Here is a 20,491-nt window from a genome sequence, read left to right on the forward strand (position 1 = left end):
TCGCGGATCGCTCTCCTTCTCCCAGCGGGGAACGTAGAGCGTCGACAGGCAATGCCCAACAGGATTCCGCCGCCACCCGATCCGCGCCGACGCGGGGTAGCTTCCGTGGTCGTGACCGGAAACGCACCCCTCGGCCGATTGGTCGAACAGTTCCTGAGCTGGCACTTCGACCACAACCCGGGCAACGCCGCGATGCTCGGATCACTGGCCCACGACCACACGCTCGGTGATTTCTCCGCTACCGCCTTCACCGAGTACGAACGCGGCGCGGAAGCGTGGCTCGACCGCTTCACCGTGATCGGGACCGACGACCTCCAGGGCTCGGTGGACCGCGACCTCGTCGTCGCCGTGCTGCGCGGCACGCGGGCGAAGGCGACCTGGCCGGTGTGGCGGCGTGACCCGTCCGTGTACACCGGCGCGGTGCTGTACCCGTTGTTCAGCGCGTTCCTCAACCGGCTGCGGCCGGAGGCGGAGCTGGTCGCGACAGTGGTGAAGCGGCTGGCCGAGGTGCCGGAGGTGCTGGCCGCGTGCCGGGCGAACCTGGACCCGGGGCTGGCCTCGCCGAAGATCGTGCGGCGGGCCGCCGACCAGGCCAGGACCGGTCGGGCGTTCCTCACCGCGACGCTGCCCGCCGAGGTGTCCGACCCGGCTCTGCGCGCGGAGGTGGCCGAGGCCGCCGAACCGGCCGCACGGGCGTTCGACGAGCTGGCGGCGTTCCTGGACGAGTTCGCCGGACGGGCCGCGGGCGACTGGCGGATGGGCGAGGAGCTGTACTCGACGCTGCTGCGCGACCAGGAAGTCCTGGGCTACGGGGCCGCGGAGCTGCACGAGCACGGCAAGGCCGCCTACGCCGAGCTGGAAGCGGAGATGCGCGAGCTGGCCGGGTCGGACGACTGGCACGCGGTGATGGCGTCGTTCCAGGACGACCACCCGCCGACGCCGGAGGCGATGCGCGCCGAGTACGAGGCGGAGACCCGGCGGGCGCGGGCGTTCCTGGTGGAGCACGGGCTGGTGACGTTCGCGGAGGGCGAGGAGTGCCGGGTGGTGCCCTCGCCGACGTTCCAGCGGCCGGTGCTGTCGGTGGCGTCCTACATGTCGCCGCCGCCGCTGACGGACCAGCGGACGGGCCACTTCTTCGTGCCCTTCCCGCCGGACGGGTTCACCGCCGAGCAGACCGCGCAACGCCTGCGCACCAACTCCCGCGCCCAGCTGGCCACCATCGCGGTGCACGAGGCGTACCCCGGCCACCACTGGCACCTGTCGTGGCTGGCCGCGCAGGACCGGCCGGTGCGCAAGGTGTTCCGCACCCCGTACTTCTCCGAGGGCTGGGCGCTGTACGCCGAGAAGCTGCTGCGGGAGCACGGCTACTTCACCGCCGAGGTCGTCGGCGACGCCGCCAAGGCCCGCGCGCAGGAGCTGGCGCACGTCGAGGCGCGGCTGTTCCGGGCCGCGCGGATGATCGTGGACACCGCGCTGCACTGCGGCGACATGAGCGTCGAGGAGGCCGAGGAGTTCATGACGACCAAGGCGTCGCTCACGCCCGGCACGGCGACCGGTGAGGTCAGCCGGTACTGCGCGTGGCCGACGCAGGCGCCGTCGTACCTGACCGGGGCGTTGGAGATCGAACGCATCCGGTCCGACTACACGGGCTCGCTGCGCGAGTTCCACGACACCATCGCCGGTGCGGGCGCGCTGCCGCTGGGTCTCGCGCGCCGGGTCGTTCTCGGCAGCTGAGAAGCGCCGGACCGCGGAACACACCGGCCGTTGGGACGGTTGGCGTACTGACGTACGGACATCGCTAGAGGAGGACGACTCATGCCCAAGGCAGTGGTGGTGCGCGCGACCGGCGGGCCGGACGCGCTGGAGTTCACCGACGTGGACCCGAAGTCACCCGCCGCCGGCGAACTGCTGGTGGACGTGGCGGCGGCCGGGGTGAACTTCATCGACTGCTACCACCGCGAGGGCCGCTACCCGCTGCCGGTGCCGTTCGGGCCGGGGCTGGAGGGAGCCGGCCGGGTGAGCGCGGTCGGCGCGGACGTGACCGGCTTCGCGGTGGGCGACCGGGTGGCCTGGTCCCAGTCCCTCGGCAGCTACGCGGAACAGGCGGTGGTGCGCGCCGGGGACGCGGTGCCGGTGCCGGACGGCGTGGACGACGACACGGCGGCGGCGCTGCTGCTCCAGGGCCTCACCGCGCACTACCTCGTGGCGTCCACCTACCCGGTGCGGCAGGGTGACGCGGTGCTCGTGCACGCCGCCGCCGGTGGTGTGGGGCTGCTGCTCGTGCAGCTGGCGAAGGCGCGGGGCGCGCGGGTGATCGGCACGGTGTCCACGGAGGCCAAGGAGGCGCTGGCCCGGGAGGCGGGCGCCGACGAGGTGATCCGGTACGACCTGACCGACTTCGCGCCCGAGGTGCGGCGGCTGACCGACGGCGTCGGTGTCGCGGCGGTGTACGACGGCGTGGGCGCGACGACCTTCGACGGCAGCCTGGCGAGCCTGAAGCCGCGCGGCGTGCTGGCGCTGTTCGGCGCGGCGAGCGGCGCGGTGCCGCCGGTCGACCCGCAGCGGCTCAACCAGGCGGGGTCGGTGTACCTGACCCGGCCGTCGCTGGGCGCGCACCTGGCCACCCGCGAGGAGTTGGAGTGGCGGGCCGGCGAGCTGTTCGCGGCGATCGGGGACGGTTCGCTGACCGTGCGGATCGGCGGGCGCTACCCGTTGGCCGAGGCACGGCGGGCGCACGAGGACCTGGAAGGCCGCCGCACCACCGGCAAGCTGCTGCTCGTCCCGTGAACGAACGGGAGGGCGGCCCCGGTGCGGGGCCGCCCTCCCGGTGGAGCGGTCCGGCTCAGCCCTCGACCTTGACCGCGTCCACCACGAAGATCAGCGTCTCGCCGGGCAGGATGTCGCCCCGGCCCTCCGGGTAGCCCTTGTCGGACGGCACGACGAGCAGCCGGCGGCCACCCTCCTTCAGCCCGATCAGGCCCTCGTTCCAGCCCTGGACGACCTGGGCCTGGCCGACGTTCTCCACGGTGTACGGCTGGCCGTTGTCCCAGGAAGCCTGACGGGTCCGCTGGTCGCGGAACGTCGCCAGCACGTAGTGGATCGTGGCGTTGGAGCCCGGCTTGATCTCCGGGCCGGTGCCCTCGGTGATGTCCTCGACGACCAGCCCGTCCTGCGGCGTGCAGCCGGTCGGGACGGTGATCTCCGGCTTCTCGCCCGGCGCACCGGCCACCTCGTACTGCGAGACCTCGCACGGCGGGCCGCTCGGCTCCGGCAGCTGGGACCGGGTGGTCTCCCGCGCCTCGGGCTGGGCGGCGGTCGCGGACGGGGTGTTGGTGAGGGTGGACGGCCGGTCGCTAGCGGTGCACGCGGTCAGCGCCAGACCGGCGGACAACAAGGACACGAGAGCGAGGGCCGTGCGGCCGACAGTACGCATGGTTGTCGAGCTTAAGGTCAACGCCCGGACGCCCCGCCGCAGACCCCACCGGCAGGCCCAACGCGATCACGGTCCGTTGTCACCGGGTGCCAAATTAATCCGCAAATATGCCACTAATTGCGGCTTCCGCGCGTGCGTACTCACGAGTACAGTAACTCCGCGCACTTGATCGGACACCCAGAGCATTCGTCCGTTCGAGTGCCCATCAGGGAGGTGACGCTGTGTCCGCGGAGCCGAAGGGCGTCCGCACCACCTTGCTGCAGGAATTGTTCTGGACCCGGACCGGTCTGCTCCTACTGATCCTCGTCGTCACTTCCGGCAGTTGTCTCGCTATTTCCAGCACAATGGATCAAGGTGCCCTCCGCACGTTCCTCACGTCGGTGGGCACCGGCACGTTGATCTCGGCCGTGGTCGGTTTCGGGCAGACGCTGATCACCAGCTCGGCCGCGCAACGGGCGTTGATCACCCCGGTGGTGGAGGAGAGCCGCAAGGCGCTGCGCGACCTCACCGCCGAGTACCGGGCGCTCGACCGCGAGTTCTTCCCCAGCCACGTGTTCGAGCCGACCGCCAAGCCCGACCCGGCGTTCAACCAGGTCATGATGCAGGACCTGGACCGCACCCGGCTGTACGTGTTCCGCGGCTTCGCGGGACGCTACGCCGCCTGCCGGTTGCTTCTGTCCCACACGGAGTGCGAGCTCAAGGCCGTCCTGGCCGATCCACGGGACGGTGACGCGCTCAGCGGGCGGGCTCGGTACCTGCTGCGCAACGAAGGCGCGGACGGCGACTACGACGCGATCGTGGCGAGGCTGCGCGAGCAGATCTACGTCGGCCTGGTGGGCCTGTTCCTGGCCCGCGGCCGGTGCTCGCGGATCGACCTGACGATCGTGTCCGACCCGCCGCTGGACCGGCTGGAGCTGTTCGACGACAGCGTGTGGCTCACCCTCTACAGCAACACCAGCGCGGGCGTCGTCCGCCTTTACCCGCGCACGGTGCGGTTCACCGAGGGCTCGTTCGTCTACGGGATGGAGCGCGCGGAGTTCCTGCGCATCAGCAATTCCAAGGCAGGGCTCCACGTCGTCATCACACCGGGAACCAGTCGGGCGGACTTCCTCGCCCTGTTCGAGAAGATCACCGGGACCGCGCTCACGGAGGACGGGTTCCGGTCACTCGAGGAGAAGTTCCACCTGTTCCGCAAAGAATTCTCCGCCTTCGCCCAGTTGGGGAGCTGATAAGTCGTGCTGACCGAGTTCACCGGGTTCTCCGCCCTCGCGGAGCTCGCCAGGATCGTCGCCGTGGCCGACCCCCCTGTCGTCGACCACTGGGAACACGTCGAGAGGCGGTTCCGCGAGTGGGCGGGTGGACCCGGCCTGAGGGAGAGGCTGCGCGGGCACCTGCGCGCCCTCTCACCGCAGGACGAGATGCGCGTGGTGGCCAGGTCCCGCGAGACGACCACGCACTTCGCGTGGTGCCTGCGGGACGAGCCGGCCGAGCCGTTCACGTTCTGGCTGCACGAGTACAAGCCGCAGCGCGACTGGCGCCCCGGCTACGCCGACTCCATCCACAACCACCGCTACCACTTCTGCACCATCATCCTGTCCGGCTCCTACCTGCACGAACGCTTCACCGCGGACGTGGCGGACGACGGTCGGGCGATCCTGTCGACCACCCTGCTCCGCAGCGCCGAGGCCGAGGAGGGCACCTCGGGGACCATGCTGGCGCACGAGTTCCACCGCATCCCGAAGGCGGCGGACGACACCATCACCTTCCTGGTGAAGTCACGCGCGGTCCGCCCGTGGAGCCTGAGCTACGACCCCGACACCCGGACCAGCCACCGGCACGTGCCGGTCGAGGCCCGGTTGGAGGTCCTGACGAACAGCCTGTAACCAGCGCCGAGGATCATCCCGCGCCCTTACCATCGGCCCACCCGGCACGGGAGGGTCCAATGAGCACTGTCACGAGTGGTGTCACGGCGCGGGCGATCTCCGAGGTGGAGCACGAGGTGTGGCGACTGTGCCGCGACCTCGCCGCGAAATTGCAGTTCCACGGCTGGCACCACGTCAGCTTCGTGCGGGACAAGGCGGTGCACTTCGCCCGGCGGAACGGTTCGGACGCGCCGCTGGTCGAGGTGGCCGCACTGGTCCACGACGTCAACTACATGGTCCGCCGCAACTCGCTGCCGGTGGACGGCCGCCGGCTGCGGCTGGACATCCTGACCCGCGCGGGCGTGCCCTCGGGTGTCGCCGCCAGGGTGGACGAGGTGGTGGACGAGGCCGAGATGCGCACCCGCCACCGCGACATCTCGCTGGAGGCGCAGGCCCTGTCCGACGCGGACACGCTGTTCAAGGCGCTGCCGGTGACGCCGGTGGTGCTCGCGCCGAAGTACCTCGAAGAGAACGGGATCACGCTGAAGGAGCTGGCGCACAAGATCGTCGGCGAGCAGCGGGACAAGCACGACGCGGGGTACTACTTCTACGACCCGGAGGCGGCGGCCACCTATTCGCGGTGGGTGAGCGCGAACCTGGAGCTGTGGTCGTGCATCGTGGAGTCGCTGGACGACCCGATGGTGAACGACCTGCTGTCCGCCGTGTCGTAGGACCTGCCGCCTCCCGCCCCTCCGAGGTCTTCACGCAGACCGCCGCGCCCTCCCCCACCTTGATCGACTCGACGTAGTCGTCCAACCCGGTGGCCGCGGCGCAGTCCTCGCGCGACGGCGGCGCGTCGAGGCCCTTCTCGGCGACGACGACGATGTACGGGGACCGGGAGCCGCCCTCGTAGGTCAGGTCGGTCTTCAGCGACGACTTGTCGGTCACGCCGCCGTTCTCACCGGTCGAGTCCAGGTCGATGAGGAGGCCGGCTACCCGCAGAAATGCGCTTAGAACGGCCAGCCGAGGACGGGCAGGCCGACCACCGCGTCCACGGCGAGGCCGCAGAACACGAGCATCAGGTACAGGTTCGAGAGGTGGAAGAACTTCATCGTGTTCGTCGACCCGCCGCGCCGCACGACCCCGTGCAGCCGGTGCGCGAACACCGCGAACCAGAGGCCCGACACGGCGGCCACGGTGACGTAGATCCACGACGTCACCGGCGCCAGCAGCAGCGTGCACACGACCGTGATCCACGAGTAGATGACGATCTGCCGGGTGACCTGCTGCGCCGTCGCCACCACCGGCAGCATCGGCACGCCCGCCCGCGCGTAGTCCTCCTTGAACTTCATCGCGAGCGCCCACGTGTGCGGCGGCGTCCAGAAGAAGATCACGCCGAACATCACCAGCGCGGGCCACTCCACCGTGCCGGTCACCGCGGACCAGCCGATGATCACCGGCATGCAGCCGGCCATGCCGCCCCAGATGACGTTCTGCGAGGTGCGGCGCTTGAGCACCAGGGTGTAGACGAAGATGTAGAACAGGATCGTGGCCACCGCGAACACGGCCGACACGAGGTTCGTGGTCAGCCACAGGAACCCGAACGACACCACCCCGAGCACGATGCCGAAGATCAGCGCGTTGCGCGGCGGGATGGAGTCCTTCGCCAGCGGCCGGGCGCTGGTGCGCTTCATGACCGAGTCGATGTCGGCGTCGAGGTAGCAGTTCAGCGCGTTCGCCGAGCCCGCCGCCAGGGTGCCACCGGCCAGCGTGCAGGCGATCAGCCACAGCGGCGGCAGGCCGCGGGCGGCCAGCAGCATCGCCGGGATCGTGGTGATCAGCAGCAGCTCGATCACCCTGGGCTTGGTCAGCGCGACGTAGGCGCCGACGACCTGCCGGGGCGACCGCGCCGGAGCCTCGGTGACGGCACTCATCGCGTCACGCTCCTCGTCAGCTCAGGGATGTGCGCAGATCGTAACCGCGGGTTCCGCGAGCAGCCCGTTCGGGTACTCCCAGAACGCACCGACCACGCCTGTGCGTACACCCACAGAGCGTGAGTAGTACGAGTGTCCGCTCGTCAGACTAGGCTGGCTGCGGACCTTGGTAGCCGCGGATCGGGCCTGACGGGATCGATTAAGTTCACCGCCGGCCGTCACAACCGCCGCCTAGTGAGTTTGGAGCTGGAAGTCAGTGTCCGTCACCGATGACATCGCCCGGTTGACCGAAGCCCACCTGCCCGAGGACTGGACCGACCTGGACAAGCGCGCGGTCGACACCGCCCGCGTCCTGGCCGCGGACGCCGTGCAGAAGGTCGGCAACGGCCACCCCGGGACCGCCATGAGCCTCGCGCCGCTGGCCTACACGCTGTTCCAGCGCGTGATGCGGCACGACCCCGCCGACGCCGACTGGATCGGCCGCGACCGGTTCGTGCTCAGCGCCGGCCACTCGAGCCTGACGCTGTACGTGCAGCTGTTCCTCAACGGCTACGGCCTGGAGCTGGACGACCTCAAGGCGCTGCGCACGTGGGGCTCGCAGACCCCCGGCCACCCCGAGCACCGCCACACCCGCGGTGTGGAGATCACCACCGGCCCGCTGGGCCAGGGCCTCGCCTCCGCGGTCGGCATGGCGATGGGCGCGCGCCGCGAGCGCGGCCTGTTCGACCCTGACGCCCCGCTCGGCGAGAGCCCGTTCGACCACCACATCTTCGTGATCGCCTCCGACGGCGACATCGAGGAGGGCGTGACGTCCGAGGCGTCGTCGCTGGCGGGCACCCAGAAGCTGGGCAACCTGACCGTGATCTACGACGACAACGAGATCTCGATCGAGGACGACACCGCGATCGCGCTGTCCGAGGACACCGCGAAGCGGTACGAGTCCTACGGCTGGCACGTGCAGGTCGTCGAGGGCGGCGAGAACGTCCAGGGCATCATCGAGGCCCTGGAGAACGCCAAGGCGGAGACCGACCGCCCGTCGTTCATCGTGCTGCGCACGATCATCGGCTACCCGGCGCCGAACAAGCAGAACACCGGCGCGGCGCACGGCGCGGCCCTGGGCGCGGACGAGGTCGCCGAGGTCAAGCGCATCCTGGGCTTCGACCCGGAGCAGACCTTCGAGGTCTCCGACGAGGTGCTGGAGCACACCCGCTCGGTGATCAAGCGCGGCGAGGCGGCCAAGTCCGAGTGGCAGAAGTCCTTCGACGCGTGGGCGCAGGCGAACCCGGAGCGCAAGGCGCTGCTGGACCGACTGATCGGCCGCGGCCTGCCCGAGGGCTGGGCGGACGCGCTGCCGACGTGGGAGCCGGACGCCAAGGGCGTCGCGACCCGCAAGGCCTCCGGCGAGGTGCTGAACGCGCTGCGCGACGTGCTGCCGGAGCTGTGGGGCGGCTCGGCCGACCTCGCGGAGTCGAACAACACCACCATGAAGGGCGTCGACTCGTTCGGCCCCGAGGCGATCTCCACCAAGATGTGGAACGCCAACCCGTACGGCCGCACGCTGCACTTCGGCGTCCGCGAGCACGCCATGGGCTCGATCCTGAACGGCATCGCGCTGCACGGCCCGACCCGCCCGTACGGCGGCACGTTCCTCGTGTTCAGCGACTACATGCGGCCGGCGGTCCGGCTGGCGGCGCTGATGAAGTCCGCGGTCACCTACGTGTGGACGCACGACTCCATCGGCCTCGGCGAGGACGGCCCGACGCACCAGCCGATCGAGCACCTGGCCGCGTTGCGCGCCATCCCGGGCCTGACCGTGCTGCGCCCCGGTGACGCGAACGAGACGGCCGCCGCCTGGCGCGCGGTCATCGAGAACCCGACCGGCCCGGCTGGCATCGCGCTGACCCGGCAGAACCTGCCGGTGCTCGAAGGCACCAAGGAGAAGGCCACCGAGGGCGTCGCGCGCGGCGGTTACGTGCTGGAGGGCGACGGCGAGCCGGAGCTGATCCTCATCGCGACCGGCTCCGAGCTGCAGATCGCGGTGGAGGCCCGGAAGGTCTTCGAGGCCGAGGGCGTCGCCGCCCGCGTGGTCTCCATGCCGAGCGTCGAGTGGTTCGACGCGCAGGACGAGTCCTACCGCGAGCAGGTGCTGCCGTCGTCGGTGAAGGCGCGCGTGGTGGTCGAGGCGGGCATCGCCCAGCCGTGGCACCGGTTCGCCGGCGACGCGGGCGAGATCGTCTCCATCGAGCACTTCGGCGCTTCGGCGGACTACCAGACGCTGTTCCGCGAGTTCGGCTTCACGACGGAGAACGTCGTCGCGGCGGCCCGCCGGTCGTTGTCCCGAACCAAGTAGGCGCCGAACCAAGTAGGCGCCGAACCGAGCAGGCACCGCGCCCAGTAGCCACCGGGCCTGGCGGACACCGGGCCAAGTGGACACCGGACCGAGCAGACACTTCAGGGAGTTGACGAGATGACCACCACACCGCTGGCCGCGCTCAGCGACGCGGGCGTGTCGATCTGGCTGGACGACCTTTCGCGCGAGCGACTGAACACCGGCAACCTGGCCGGCCTCATGGCCGACCAGCACGTCGTCGGCGTGACCACCAACCCGACGATCTTCGCCGCCGCCCTGTCCAAGGGCACGGCGTACGACGAGCAGGTCCGCGAGCTGGCCTCGCGCGGCGCCGACACCGACGCGGCGGTCCGCGAGATCACCACCACGGACGTGCGCAACGCGTGCGACCTGTTCCGCGACGTCTACAACGCCACCGACGGCGTCGACGGCCGCGTGTCGATCGAGGTCGACCCGCGGCTGGCGAACGACACCGAGGGCACCGTCGCCGAGGCGCTCGACCTGGCCAAGACCGTGGACCGGCCGAACCTGCTGGTCAAGATCCCGGCCACGGTCGAGGGCCTGCCCGCGATCACCAGGGTGATCGCCGAGGGCATCAGCGTGAACGTGACGCTGATCTTCTCGGTCGAGCGGTACCGGCACGTGATGGAGGCGTTCATCGCGGGTCTGGAGCAGGCCAAGGCGAACGGGCACGACCTGCGCGGCATCCACTCCGTGGCGTCGTTCTTCGTGTCCCGCGTGGACAGCGAGATCGACAAGCGGCTGGACGCGCTGGGCACCCCGGCCGCGGCCGAGCTGCGCGGCAAGGCCGCCATCGCGAACGCGGTCCTGGCCTACGCGGCGTTCCAGGAGACGTTCACCGGTGAGCGCTGGGAAGCGCTGACCGGTGACGGCGCCCGCGCGCAGCGTCCACTGTGGGCGTCCACCGGCGTGAAGGACCCGCAGTACTCCGACACCCGGTACGTGGACCAGCTCGTGGTGGCCGACACGGTCAACACGATGCCGGAGAAGACCCTGCACGCGGTCGCCGATCACGGCAAGATCGAAGGCGACACCGTGACCGGCCGTGCGACCCAGGCGCAGGAGGTCTTCGACGGGCTGGTCGAGGTCGGCATCGACCTCGACGACGTGTTCGTCGTGCTGGAGACCGAAGGCGTCGACAAGTTCGAGAAGTCGTGGGTCGAACTGCTGGAGACGGTGACCGGACAGTTGAACCAGGCCAAGGGCTGAGGCCGAGCCAGATCGGGAACGGGTACAGAAGATGACCGAGGTGATCTCCGTGGAGATCGTCCGCACGCCGAACCAGGACCAGGTCGACACCGTCATCGGCGACCTGGTCCGGGATTCGGCGCCGAGCAGGCTGACCGCCGGCGACCCCACCCTGTGGGGTTCGGAGGCGGAGTCGGAGGCGTCGATCCGGCTGGCGTGGACAACCTTGCACGAGACGTCCCGCCCGCTGGTCGCGGAGATCACCGCGCTGCGCGACGAGCTGCTGGCCGACGGCGTGGACCGCGTGGTCCTCGCCGGCATGGGCGGCTCGTCGCTCGCGCCCGAGGTGATCACCGGCACCGCGGGCGTGCCGCTGGTCGTGCTCGACACCACCGACCCCGGCCAGGTGGCCGAGGCGCTGGCGGGCGACCTCCAGCGCACCGTGCTCGTGGTGTCGTCGAAGTCCGGCGGCACCGTCGAGACCGACAGCCACCGGCGGATCTTCGAGGCGGCGTTCGAGGCGGCGGGCATCGACCCGTCGTCGCGGATCGTCGTGGTGACCGACCCGGGCTCCCCGCTGGAGGCGGCGTCCGCGGAAGCGGGCTACCGCAGGGTGTTCCTGGCCGACCCGCACGTCGGCGGCCGGTACTCGGCGCTGACCGCGTTCGGCCTGGTGCCGTCGGGCCTGGCGGGCGCGGACGTCGGCAAGCTGCTGGACGAGGCCGCCTCGGCCGCGCCGCTGGTGTCGGCCGACTCGCCGGACAACCCGGCGGTCGTGCTGGCCGCCACGTTCGCCGTCGCGCACGCTCACGGCGCGGAGAAGGTCGTGTTCGCCGACACCGGGTCCGGAATCGCCGGGTTCGGCGACTGGGCCGAGCAGCTGATCGCCGAGTCGACCGGCAAGAACGGCACCGGCCTGCTGCCCGTCGTGGTCGAGGGTCCGGGCGCGGCCGGCTTCGTGGACGCCCGCACGGACGCCACGACCGTCGCGATCGGACCGGCCACCGGCTCGTCGTCCATCGCGGTGGAAGGCTCGCTCGGCGCCCAGTTCCTGCTGTGGGAGTACGTGACCGCGCTGGTGAGCCGGGTGCTGGAGCTCAACCCGTTCGACCAGCCGGACGTCGAGGCGGCGAAGAAGGCGTCCCGGTCCTTGTTGGACGCGTCCGCCGCGTCCCCCGTGGACCCGGCCTTCGTGGACGGTCCGATCGAGGTCTACCCGAGCGAGGGCTGGCTGTCAGCGGACGTCAAGACGGTCGCCGAGGCGTTGAAGGCGCTCGTCGCCGCCGCGCCGGAGCACGGCTACCTGTCCGTGCAGGCCTACCTGGACCGGATCGACGACGCGTCGTTCGCCCTCGTTCGCCCGGAGTTGGCGCAGCGTTCGCACCTGCAGACCACCTTCGGGTGGGGGCCGCGCTTCCTGCACTCGACCGGCCAGTACCACAAGGGCGGTCACCAGAACGGCGTGTTCCTCCAGCTGACCGGTGCGTCCGAGGCGCGGCTCGACGTGCCGGGCAGGCCGTACGACCTCACCACGCTGCAACTGGCCCAGGCCCTGGGTGACGGTCAGGTGCTCGCCGAGCGGGGTCGTCCGGTGCTCCGCCTGCACCTGACCGACCGCGTCGCCGGGCTCGCGCAGCTCGTCGAGGCAATCCAGGAGGATGGTTCGTGACGGCGCCTACGAAGCGCAACCCACTGCGCGATCCGCGGGACAAGCGGATGCCGCGCATCGCCGGGCCCTCCGGCCTGGTGATCTTCGGCGTGACGGGTGACCTGTCGCGCAAGAAGCTGATGCCCGCGATCTACGACCTGGCCAACCGCGGCCTGCTGCCGCCGGGCTTCGCGCTCGTCGGCTTCGCCCGCCGCGACTGGGCCGACCAGGACTTCATGCAGGTCGTGCACGAAGCGGTCAAGGAGCACGCGCGCACGCCGTTCCGGCAGGGCGTCTGGGACCAGCTCGCCGAGGGCATCCGGTTCGTCCAGGGCACCTTCGACGACGACGTCGCGTTCGACACGCTCGCCAACACGCTCGCCGACCTGGACCGCGACCGCGGCACCGGCGGCAACCACGCGTTCTACCTGTCGGTGCCACCCAGCGCGTTCACCACGGTGGTCAACCAGCTGAAGCGGGCGGGCCTCGCCACGCCGCCCACCGACAACCCCGGCCAGTGGCGCCGCGTGGTCATCGAGAAGCCGTTCGGCCACGACCTGGCCAGCGCCAAGCAGCTCAACAAGACCGTCAACGAGGTCTTCCCCGAGGAGTCGGTGTTCCGCATCGACCACTACCTCGGCAAGGAGACGGTGCAGAACATCCTGGCGCTGCGCTTCGCGAACCAGCTCTACGAGCCCATCTGGAACGCGAACTACGTCGACCACGTGCAGATCACCATGGCCGAGGACATCGGCCTCGGCGGTCGCGCGGGCTACTACGACGGCATCGGCGCGGCCCGTGACGTGATCCAGAACCACCTGCTCCAGCTGCTCGCGCTGACCGCGATGGAGGAGCCGGTGTCGTTCCGGCCCAGCGACCTCCGCGCCGAGAAGGTGAAGGTCCTGTCGGCGACCCGCCCGCTGGCGCCGTTCGACGAGACCACCGCGCGCGGCCAGTACACCGGTGGCTGGCAGGGCGGGCAGAAGGTGCCCGGCCTGCTGGAGGAAGGCGGCTTCGCGCAGGACTCGACCACCGAGACCTACGCGGCCATCACCTGCGAGGTGAACACCCGCCGCTGGGCGGGCGTGCCGTTCTACCTGCGCACCGGCAAGCGGCTCGGTCGCCGCGTCACCGAGGTGGCCGTGGTGTTCAAGCGCGCGCCGCACCTCCCGTTCGACGACACCGCCACCGAGGAGCTGGGGCAGAACGCCCTGGTGGTGCGGGTGCAGCCGGACGAGGGCGTGACCATCAGGTTCGGCTCCAAGGTGCCCGGCAACACCATGGAGGTCCGGGACGTCACGATGGACTTCGGCTACGGCCACGCGTTCACCGAGTCGTCGCCCGAGGCCTACGAGCGGCTGCTGCTCGACGTGCTGCTCGGCGAGCCGTCGCTGTTCCCGAAGAACGACGAGGTCGAGCTGTCCTGGGAGATCCTGGACCCGGTCCTCAGGCACTGGGGCGCCGACGGCGCGCCGGAGAAGTACAAGGCGGGCACGTGGGGGCCGGCGTCGGCGAACGACATGCTGGCCCGCACCGGCAGGCACTGGAGGCGTCCGTGATCATCGACCTGCCCTCGACGACCACGTCGCAAGTCAACAGCAAGCTCGTGCAGCTGCGCGAGGAAGGCGGCGCCGTCACCCTCGGGCGGGTGCTGACGCTGGTCATCGTGACCGACGACGGCTCCAAGACCGAGGCCGCCGTGGACGCGGCGAACGACGCCAGCCGCGAGCACCCGTGCCGGGTGATCGTGGTGGCCCGCGGCGCGCGCAAGGCCGCTCCCCGGCTCGACGCGCAGATCCGCGTCGGCGGTGACGCGGGCGCGTCCGAGGTCATCGTGCTGCGCTTGTACGGCGAGCTGGCCAACGAGGGCGCTTCCTGCGTCGTGCCGCTGCTGCTGCCGGACACCCCGGTGGTGGCGTGGTGGCCGCACGAGTCGCCCGCCGTGCCCGCCGAGGACCCGATCGGCCGGCTCGCGCAGCGCCGGATCACCGACGCGGCGGCGGAGAAGAACCCGATCCGGGCGTTGGAGCAGCGGCGCGAGTCCTACGCGCCGGGCGACACGGACCTGGCGTGGACGCGGCTGACGCTGTGGCGGGCCATGCTCGCGTCGGCGTTCGACCTGCCGCCGTACGAGAAGGTCACCGACGCCGAGGTGAGCGGGGAGAGCGACTCGCCGTCCACCGACCTGCTGGCCGCGTGGCTGGCGGGGTGCCTGAAGGTGCCGGTGAAGCGGGCGAAGGCCAGCCGCGGTGAGGGCATCGTGGACGTGCGGCTGGAGCGCCGGTCCGGTGTGGTGTCGCTGACCCGGCCCGACGGGAAGGTCGGCACGCTGCGGCAGCCCGGCCAGCCGGAGCGGCGGGTCGCGTTGCAGCGCCGCGAGGTGCGGGACTGCCTGGCGGAGGAGCTGCGCCGGCTCGACCCGGACGAGGTGTACGCGTCGGCGTTGCGGTCGCTGGGCAAGGTCGTGCGCGGCAAGCCCGCGACGAAGTCCGCCGCCGCCCGCAAGTCCACGTCGAAGCCGTCCTCCAAGCCCGCATCGAAGCCCGCCGGCAAGCCCGATGCCAAGTCCGGAGCCAAGCCTGACGGCGAGGTGGACGCCAAGCCTGCGTCTTCGGCTTCGGCTTCGGCTTCGGGTCCGGCTTCGGCTTCGGCTTCGGCCAAGTCGTCCGGCCGGTCGTCGTCGGGCAAGGCGAAGTCCGACGGTGAGCCCGGAGGCCAGGCGAAGTCCGCCGCCTCGAAGGCGGCCAAGGTCAAGGCCGGCTCGTGAGCCGCCCGGAGGTGGTGGTCCACCGCGACGGCGACCTGCTGGCCGCCGCCACGGCCGCCCGCCTGGTGACCAGCCTGGTCGACGCGCAGACCGCGCGCGGCTCGGCGTCGCTGGTGCTGACCGGTGGGCGAACCGGCATCGCGGTGCTGGAGAACCTGCGCGACACCCCGGCCCGGGACGCCGTGGACTGGACCCGCGTCGACCTGTACTGGGGTGACGAGCGGTTCCTGCCCTCCGGGCACCCGGACCGCAACGAGACCCAGGCGCGCGAGGCGTTGCTGGACCACATCCCGGTGCCGGTGTCGCGGGTGCACGTGATGGAGCCGTCGGACGGCCGGTTCGGTGACGACCCGGACGCCGCCGCCGACGCGTACGCCGAAGTCCTCGCCGCCGCGCGCCCGGAGGACCTCGGCCCGGTGCCGTCGTTCGACGTGTGCCTGCTCGGCGTCGGGGAGGAGGGGCACGTGGCCTCGATCTTCCCGGACAGCCCGGCCGTGCACGAGGGCGGGCGCAGTGTCGTCGGGGTGCGGGACTGCCCCAAGCCGCCGCCGACCCGGGTCAGCCTCACCCTGCCCGCGATCCGTGCGGCCCGCGAGGTGTGGCTGATGACCACGGGGACGGCCAAGGCGGACGCCGTGGCCACGGCCCTGACCGGCACGGCCGAAACCGACCTCCCGGCCGCCGGCGCCCTGGGCCGTCACCGCACCCTGTGGCTGCTCGACTCGGCCGCCGCCGCGAAGGTGCCGGACCCGCCCGTGGCGTGATGCTCGTCCAGCTGCCGCTGCCGCCGTCGCCTTCGGGCACGGCGGCAGTGGCGTCTCCGCGGGTGATGTGGCGCACTCGCCACCCGCCGCCCAGCCACGATGTCCGCTCACCGGACGTTCGCGCTCGCAATTTTGTTGGCTGCCCCGCGTCCCGTTCGGGTAATCAGCGCATCTCGAATGGTGAGCGGGTCGATCGAGCACGTCGGGGGCGGGAAGGCGGGTCATGCCAAGCGTGATGGCGGCGCAGTACGGTGAGGACCGGCGGATAGCTGACACAGGAGGTCCGACCCTGGCCGGCAATGCTGTCGAGAGGCTGCCGAGCGGTCGGGTCAACGGCGTTCCGACCGGACGGGTGCGCCGGCCTGCCGTGGTGGAGGCGCTCTCGCGGTTGGTCGGACGGCACCGGCAGTTGGCGTTCGACGTGGCGGCGGTGGCGATCGCGGCGCTGGACGTGTGGCTGCGGGTCGTGCCCGAGGCGGAGACCTACAACTACGTGCTGTCGATCGTGTCGGTGGCGGCGGTGGCGCTGCGGCGGCGGTTCCCGTTCCTGGTGGTGCTGATCGCGGTGCCCGGGTTCCTGGCCGGGTGGGCGCAGCTCGCGGCGATGATCGCGCTGGGCACGTTGGCGCGGCGGAAGCTGCTGTCGACGCAGACGTACATCGCGGCGGGGTTGGTGTGGCTGAGCCGGTTCTTCCTGTGGCCGCCGGCCGAGTTCCTGGCGTTGGACTGGAAGTCCCACGTGCACAACGCGATCTACGGGTGCATCGTGGCGGGGATGCCGATCGCGATCGGGTTGCTGGCGCACGCCCGGGAGGAGCTGTCGGCGCGGATCACGGAGCTGGCGGTGAGCCGGGAGCGGGAGCGGGTGCTGCACGCGCATGCCGTGCGGGCGGATGAGCGGGCGCGGTTGGCGCGCGAGATGCACGACGTCGTGTCGCACCAGGTGAGCTTGATCGCGATGCAGGCCGGTGCGCTGCGGATGGCGGCGGCCGATCCGGACGCGCGGCAGGTGGCGGGGACGATCCGGATGCTGAGCACGCGGACGTTGGACGAGCTGCGGCAGCTGGTGAGCGTGCTGCGGACCACGAGCGGCGACGACTCCCCCCAGCCCAGGGTCGAAGACCTGCCGCAGTTGGTGAGCAGTGCGGGGATTCCGGCGACGTTGACGGTGCGGGGTTCGGTGGACGACCTGCCGGCGCCGGTGTCCGGAGCGGTGTACCGGACGGTGCAGGAGGCGTTGACGAACGTGCGGAAGCACGCGGGTGGGGCGGTGACGTCGGTGTTGGTGGTGGCGGATGCCGAGGAGCTTCGGGTGGAGGTGCGCAACGAGGCCCCGAACGGTCCGCGCGAGTGCGGGACGTCGCCGTTGCCGAGCGGTGGGCACGGGTTGGTCGGGTTGCGGGAGCGGGCGGCGTTGCTGGACGGTGAGTTCGAAGCCGGCCCGACGGACGGCGGCGGCTTCGCGGTCACGGTAACGTTCCCCCTGGTCAGGCCCCGGACAACCTGACCCGGCAGGTACACCATCGGGTGATCATCAGATAACAACTCCAGAAAACGCTGTTATCGTCAACCTGAAACGTCGGTTGGAACAACGAGGCCCCGCAACCACCCGGTCCCCACCGACCGCAGACTCAGGCGCAGACTCAGGCGCAAACGCGGGTGCGGACGCGGACGCAGTGAAGATCAGCTCCAGCGAACACCTTCGCCTCGCGAAAGAGCTGGCCGAGGCAGGTTGGCAGGCAGGGGCCGCCCGACAGGAGGAGCTGAGCGGGCACCTGCCTAGCGGAGGGCGGCCCGGCGAGTGGCCACGGCCGTGCACACAGCCGCCGCCACACCCAGCCCGCCGCACACCAACGCCGGCCACAGGTCGGGCGTGTGGCGAAGCAGCACGGACGGCAGCAGCCACACCGCCACGCCCAAGCAGAAGCCCAGCGGCACCGTGACGATCACCGCCCCCGTACCCGCCTGACGCCGTCGCAGCGACCGCAGGATCGACTCCAGGTACGCGAGCGCGAACAGCAGCAGCACCACGCTGCCCGCGCCCATGATGCTGATCAACGGGTGCGTGTCCGGCTGGAGCGAGTACTCCTGCGACCTGCCGTCGACCGTCACCGTCGCCACGGCCGCGCCGCCCACGATCCAGCGGCTCGCGCCGGGGAGTTCGAACGCCGGCGGCACCGGGGTGCCGGGCGGTGTGGCCGGGTCGGCTGCCGGTGGGGTCACGGCGGGGACGTCGGCGAGGGTGATGCCGGCGGCCGTGAGGGTCAGCCGGGTGGTCGCTGGGTCGCCGGAGGTTGGGTTGCCGGTCGCTGGAGGGTTCGTGGCCGACTCGCCGGTGGTCGGCGAGCCGGTCGCCGGTGAGTTGACGGCTGCGGCTACCTCGACCGGCTTGCTGAGGTCGACCGAGAGGGTCGGCAGGTCGCGGTTGGCGATGGTGAAGGGGATGGCGAGCATCAGCGCCGCGGTGAGGGCGGCTGCGAGCGTGAACCAGCGGGCGGGTGCGGGGGACGCCAGGACCTGTGCCGCCGGCACCAGGGTCTGGGCGCCCAGCTGCACGGGCGGCGCGGACGGTGGGTCGGCCGGCGTCGCCCGGACGGGGAGGTTGAGGGTTTCGCGCTGCGAGGCGGGAACGGCGGTCGGCGGTCGGGTGACGGAGGCGGCGACCTGGGGGGACAGGTGGACCGGGATGCCCAGGCGGAGTAGCCAGTCCGGGCCGAACAGGGCCGCTGCGGCGCCTGCCAGGTCCACCGCGAAAGTCTCCGCGTTCCGGTACCTGGCCTGGGGGTCGCGCTCCAGCCCTCGCATGATCACCCGCGCCAGCGGGTCCGGCACCTCGACCAGTTGGCGCGGCTGCTGGTACACGTGCCGCTGGATCATCGCCAGCGCCCCGCCACCGCTGTCGAACGGCAGCCGCCCGCTCAGCAGCTCGTACAACACCGTCGCCGCGCCGTAGACGTCGGCGGCCGGGCTCAGGGGGTTGCCCAGAGCCTGCTCGGGCGACAGGTACGCGGGCGTGCCGAGGACCTGGCCGGCGTGCGTCACGAGGGTCGCACCCTCGCTCACCACCTGCGAGATGCCGAAATCTGCGACCTTCAGCACCCCGCCCGCCGTGAACAGCAGGTTCTTCGGCTTCACGTCCAGGTGCAGCACCCCGGCACCGTGCGCGGCGTGCAGGCCGGAGAGCACGGCCAGGCCGAAGGCGCACGTCTGTGCCGGCGTCACACCTGAATCGGTGAACTTCGACCACACCGTGCCGCCGTCGAGCTTCTCCATCACCAGCAGGTGCTCGCCGCGGTCCTGGACGTAGTCGTACACGGGCACGATGTGCGGGTGGTCCAGCCGCGCCAGCAACCGGGCCTCGTGCGCGAACCGAGCGCTCATCCGCTCGTCCTCCGCCAACACCCCCGGCAGCCGCTTGACCGCCACCGGCCGCCCCAACGGCCGGTGCACGCCCGCGTACACGACCCCCATGCCGCCGCGCCCGATCTGCGCGCCGATGTCGTACTGCGGCAGCGCCGCGACGACGTTCGCGGACACCGTCACGCCCCACCGCCGGGCAACGGCCGCGTGATGCGGTGCGTCGATTCCGGGTCGACGAAAGGCTGGTCGACGAAAGGCTGGTTCGCCGCAGGCGCATCCGGCGAAGGCCGGGCAGGGGGCGGGGCGGGAGGCGGGACCGGCGGCGGGTCGGGGCGCAGGTCGTCGGCGTCCGGGTGCGGCGTCAGGTAACCGAGGACGAACGCCGCGGCGGCAGCGCCGAGGATGAACGGGATCTCGGCGGCCGGTGACGGCGCCATGATCCGCAGCACGGACAGCGAGATCACCGCGACCAGCCCGGTGCCGACGCCGGCGGGCAGGAACCGCATCGCGCGCTGCCAGCGGTTCGCCGGCAGCCGACGCCGGGCCAGGGCGAACAGCGCCCCGGCCCACGCCAGCACGGTCAACCCGAACACGGCCAACCCGAACACCCCGTACACCGACCACATGGACCCGCGCACGTCCCCGGTCGTCTCCATCGACGCGATCACGTCGCGGTTCGCCGCCAGCACCTCCAGCTCGGTCGGCAGCAGGCCGGTCGCCTGCTCCCCCAGCTGGCCGAGGTCGAGCACGAACCCGCGGGTGACGCTCTGCTTCGCCGGCACGTCGAACGGCACCGTCGTGTCGTAGGAGAAGAACGTCAGCGCCAACGCCGTGCCCGACAGCCGGATCGTCTTGACGTGCCGGACGGTGTCCGTTCCGTTGTGGACGGTCACCGAGATGCGGGAGGAACCGGTCGGGTCGAGCAGCAGCTCGTCCTCGCCGACCGGGGTGCCGTCCACGGTGACGTCGATGGTGACCTCGTCACCTGCGGCGGCTGCCGGGCCGACGCCCAGGAAGATCCCGCACAGGAGCAGTAAACCGACGCTGCTCATAATGCGTCTCACAAGGACACCTCGTCGGGTGGGTAGCGGACTAGTCCGGGAGTCGGGTATGCGATCGGCAGGAACACTAGCTTTACTCGGTGCCTTGGCGTACGGCGTTACG

16 protein-coding genes are annotated in these 20,491 nt (G+C 71.3%); 12 read left to right on the forward strand and 4 right to left on the reverse strand.

What is annotated here, in order from left to right; genetic code table 11:
* Positions 1–111 precede the first annotated feature (111 nt).
* Both ACRAKI_RS25890 and ACRAKI_RS25895 read left to right on the forward strand, forming a co-directional pair.
* Entirely contained in the window at positions 112–1,734 is a 1,623-nt protein-coding gene (locus ACRAKI_RS25890) for a DUF885 domain-containing protein (protein ID WP_447003115.1), read from the forward strand.
* Positions 1,735–1,815: 81 nt separating this feature from the next.
* Positions 1,816–2,787, forward strand: coding sequence for a quinone oxidoreductase family protein (locus tag ACRAKI_RS25895; RefSeq protein WP_447003116.1), 972 nt, complete (start codon positions 1,816–1,818; stop codon positions 2,785–2,787).
* Positions 2,788–2,842: 55 nt separating this feature from the next.
* Here ACRAKI_RS25895 and ACRAKI_RS25900 read toward each other — a convergent pair whose 3' ends face one another.
* A complete protein-coding gene (locus ACRAKI_RS25900; RefSeq protein WP_447003117.1) occupies positions 2,843–3,433 on the reverse strand; it encodes an FKBP-type peptidyl-prolyl cis-trans isomerase in 591 nt (196 codons plus the stop codon).
* A 221-nt stretch (positions 3,434–3,654) separates the two neighbouring features.
* Here ACRAKI_RS25900 and ACRAKI_RS25905 point away from each other — a divergent pair, with 221 nt between their 5' ends.
* Genes ACRAKI_RS25905 through ACRAKI_RS25915 form a run of 3 tightly spaced genes read left to right on the forward strand, consistent with a single transcriptional unit; the run spans position 3,655 to position 6,026 of the window.
* Positions 3,655–4,662: a hypothetical protein gene (locus ACRAKI_RS25905; protein ID WP_447003118.1), complete on the forward strand. Its 1,008-nt coding sequence runs from the start codon at positions 3,655–3,657 to the stop codon at positions 4,660–4,662.
* Between the two features lie 6 nt (positions 4,663–4,668).
* Positions 4,669–5,316, forward strand: coding sequence for a hypothetical protein (locus ACRAKI_RS25910; RefSeq protein WP_447003119.1), 648 nt, complete (start codon positions 4,669–4,671; stop codon positions 5,314–5,316).
* A gap of 59 nt (positions 5,317–5,375) precedes the next feature.
* Complete coding sequence (locus ACRAKI_RS25915; RefSeq protein WP_447003120.1) at positions 5,376–6,026, forward strand: HD family phosphohydrolase; 651 nt, start codon at positions 5,376–5,378, stop codon at positions 6,024–6,026.
* 279 nt (positions 6,027–6,305) lie between these two features.
* On the opposite strand, the gene ACRAKI_RS25920 is transcribed toward ACRAKI_RS25915, so the two are convergent.
* Positions 6,306–7,229, reverse strand: coding sequence for a heme o synthase (locus ACRAKI_RS25920; RefSeq protein WP_447003121.1), 924 nt, complete (start codon positions 7,227–7,229; stop codon positions 6,306–6,308).
* A gap of 256 nt (positions 7,230–7,485) precedes the next feature.
* On the opposite strand from ACRAKI_RS25920, the gene tkt reads away from it, so the two are divergent.
* From tkt to ACRAKI_RS25955, 7 genes are all read left to right on the forward strand, one after another.
* Complete coding sequence (gene tkt / locus ACRAKI_RS25925) at positions 7,486–9,579, forward strand: transketolase (protein ID WP_447003122.1); 2,094 nt, start codon at positions 7,486–7,488, stop codon at positions 9,577–9,579.
* 117 nt (positions 9,580–9,696) lie between these two features.
* Positions 9,697–10,809, forward strand: a complete 1,113-nt coding sequence (gene tal / locus ACRAKI_RS25930) for a transaldolase (RefSeq protein ID WP_447003123.1) — start codon at positions 9,697–9,699, stop codon at positions 10,807–10,809.
* A 31-nt stretch (positions 10,810–10,840) separates the two neighbouring features.
* Positions 10,841–12,457 carry a glucose-6-phosphate isomerase gene (locus tag ACRAKI_RS25935; protein WP_447003124.1) on the forward strand — a complete coding sequence of 539 codons (1,617 nt, stop codon included), beginning with the start codon at positions 10,841–10,843 and terminating at the stop codon, positions 12,455–12,457.
* Positions 12,458–12,504: 47 nt separating this feature from the next.
* A complete protein-coding gene (gene zwf / locus ACRAKI_RS25940; protein ID WP_447008512.1) occupies positions 12,505–13,995 on the forward strand; it encodes a glucose-6-phosphate dehydrogenase in 1,491 nt (496 codons plus the stop codon).
* Positions 13,992–15,203 carry a glucose-6-phosphate dehydrogenase assembly protein OpcA gene (gene opcA / locus ACRAKI_RS25945; RefSeq protein WP_447003125.1) on the forward strand — a complete coding sequence of 404 codons (1,212 nt, stop codon included), beginning with the start codon at positions 13,992–13,994 and terminating at the stop codon, positions 15,201–15,203. The genes zwf and opcA overlap by 4 nt, the downstream gene beginning before the upstream one ends.
* A complete protein-coding gene (gene pgl / locus ACRAKI_RS25950) occupies positions 15,200–15,967 on the forward strand; it encodes a 6-phosphogluconolactonase (RefSeq protein WP_447003126.1) in 768 nt (255 codons plus the stop codon). Before opcA ends, pgl begins: the two co-directional genes overlap by 4 nt.
* Positions 15,968–16,190: 223 nt before the next feature.
* Complete coding sequence (locus ACRAKI_RS25955) at positions 16,191–17,474, forward strand: sensor histidine kinase (RefSeq protein WP_447003127.1); 1,284 nt, start codon at positions 16,191–16,193, stop codon at positions 17,472–17,474.
* Positions 17,475–17,746: 272 nt separating this feature from the next.
* Here ACRAKI_RS25955 and ACRAKI_RS25960 read toward each other — a convergent pair whose 3' ends face one another.
* Complete coding sequence (locus ACRAKI_RS25960; RefSeq protein WP_447003128.1) at positions 17,747–19,510, reverse strand: protein kinase domain-containing protein; 1,764 nt, start codon at positions 19,508–19,510, stop codon at positions 17,747–17,749.
* The gene (locus tag ACRAKI_RS25965; protein WP_447003129.1) at positions 19,507–20,379 is read right to left on the reverse strand and encodes a hypothetical protein; all 873 of its coding nucleotides are present in this window, start codon (positions 20,377–20,379) and stop codon (positions 19,507–19,509) included. Before ACRAKI_RS25965 ends, ACRAKI_RS25960 begins: the two co-directional genes overlap by 4 nt.
* Between the last annotated feature and the right edge of the window lie 112 nt (positions 20,380–20,491).

Source organism: Saccharothrix isguenensis (assembly GCF_052936305.1).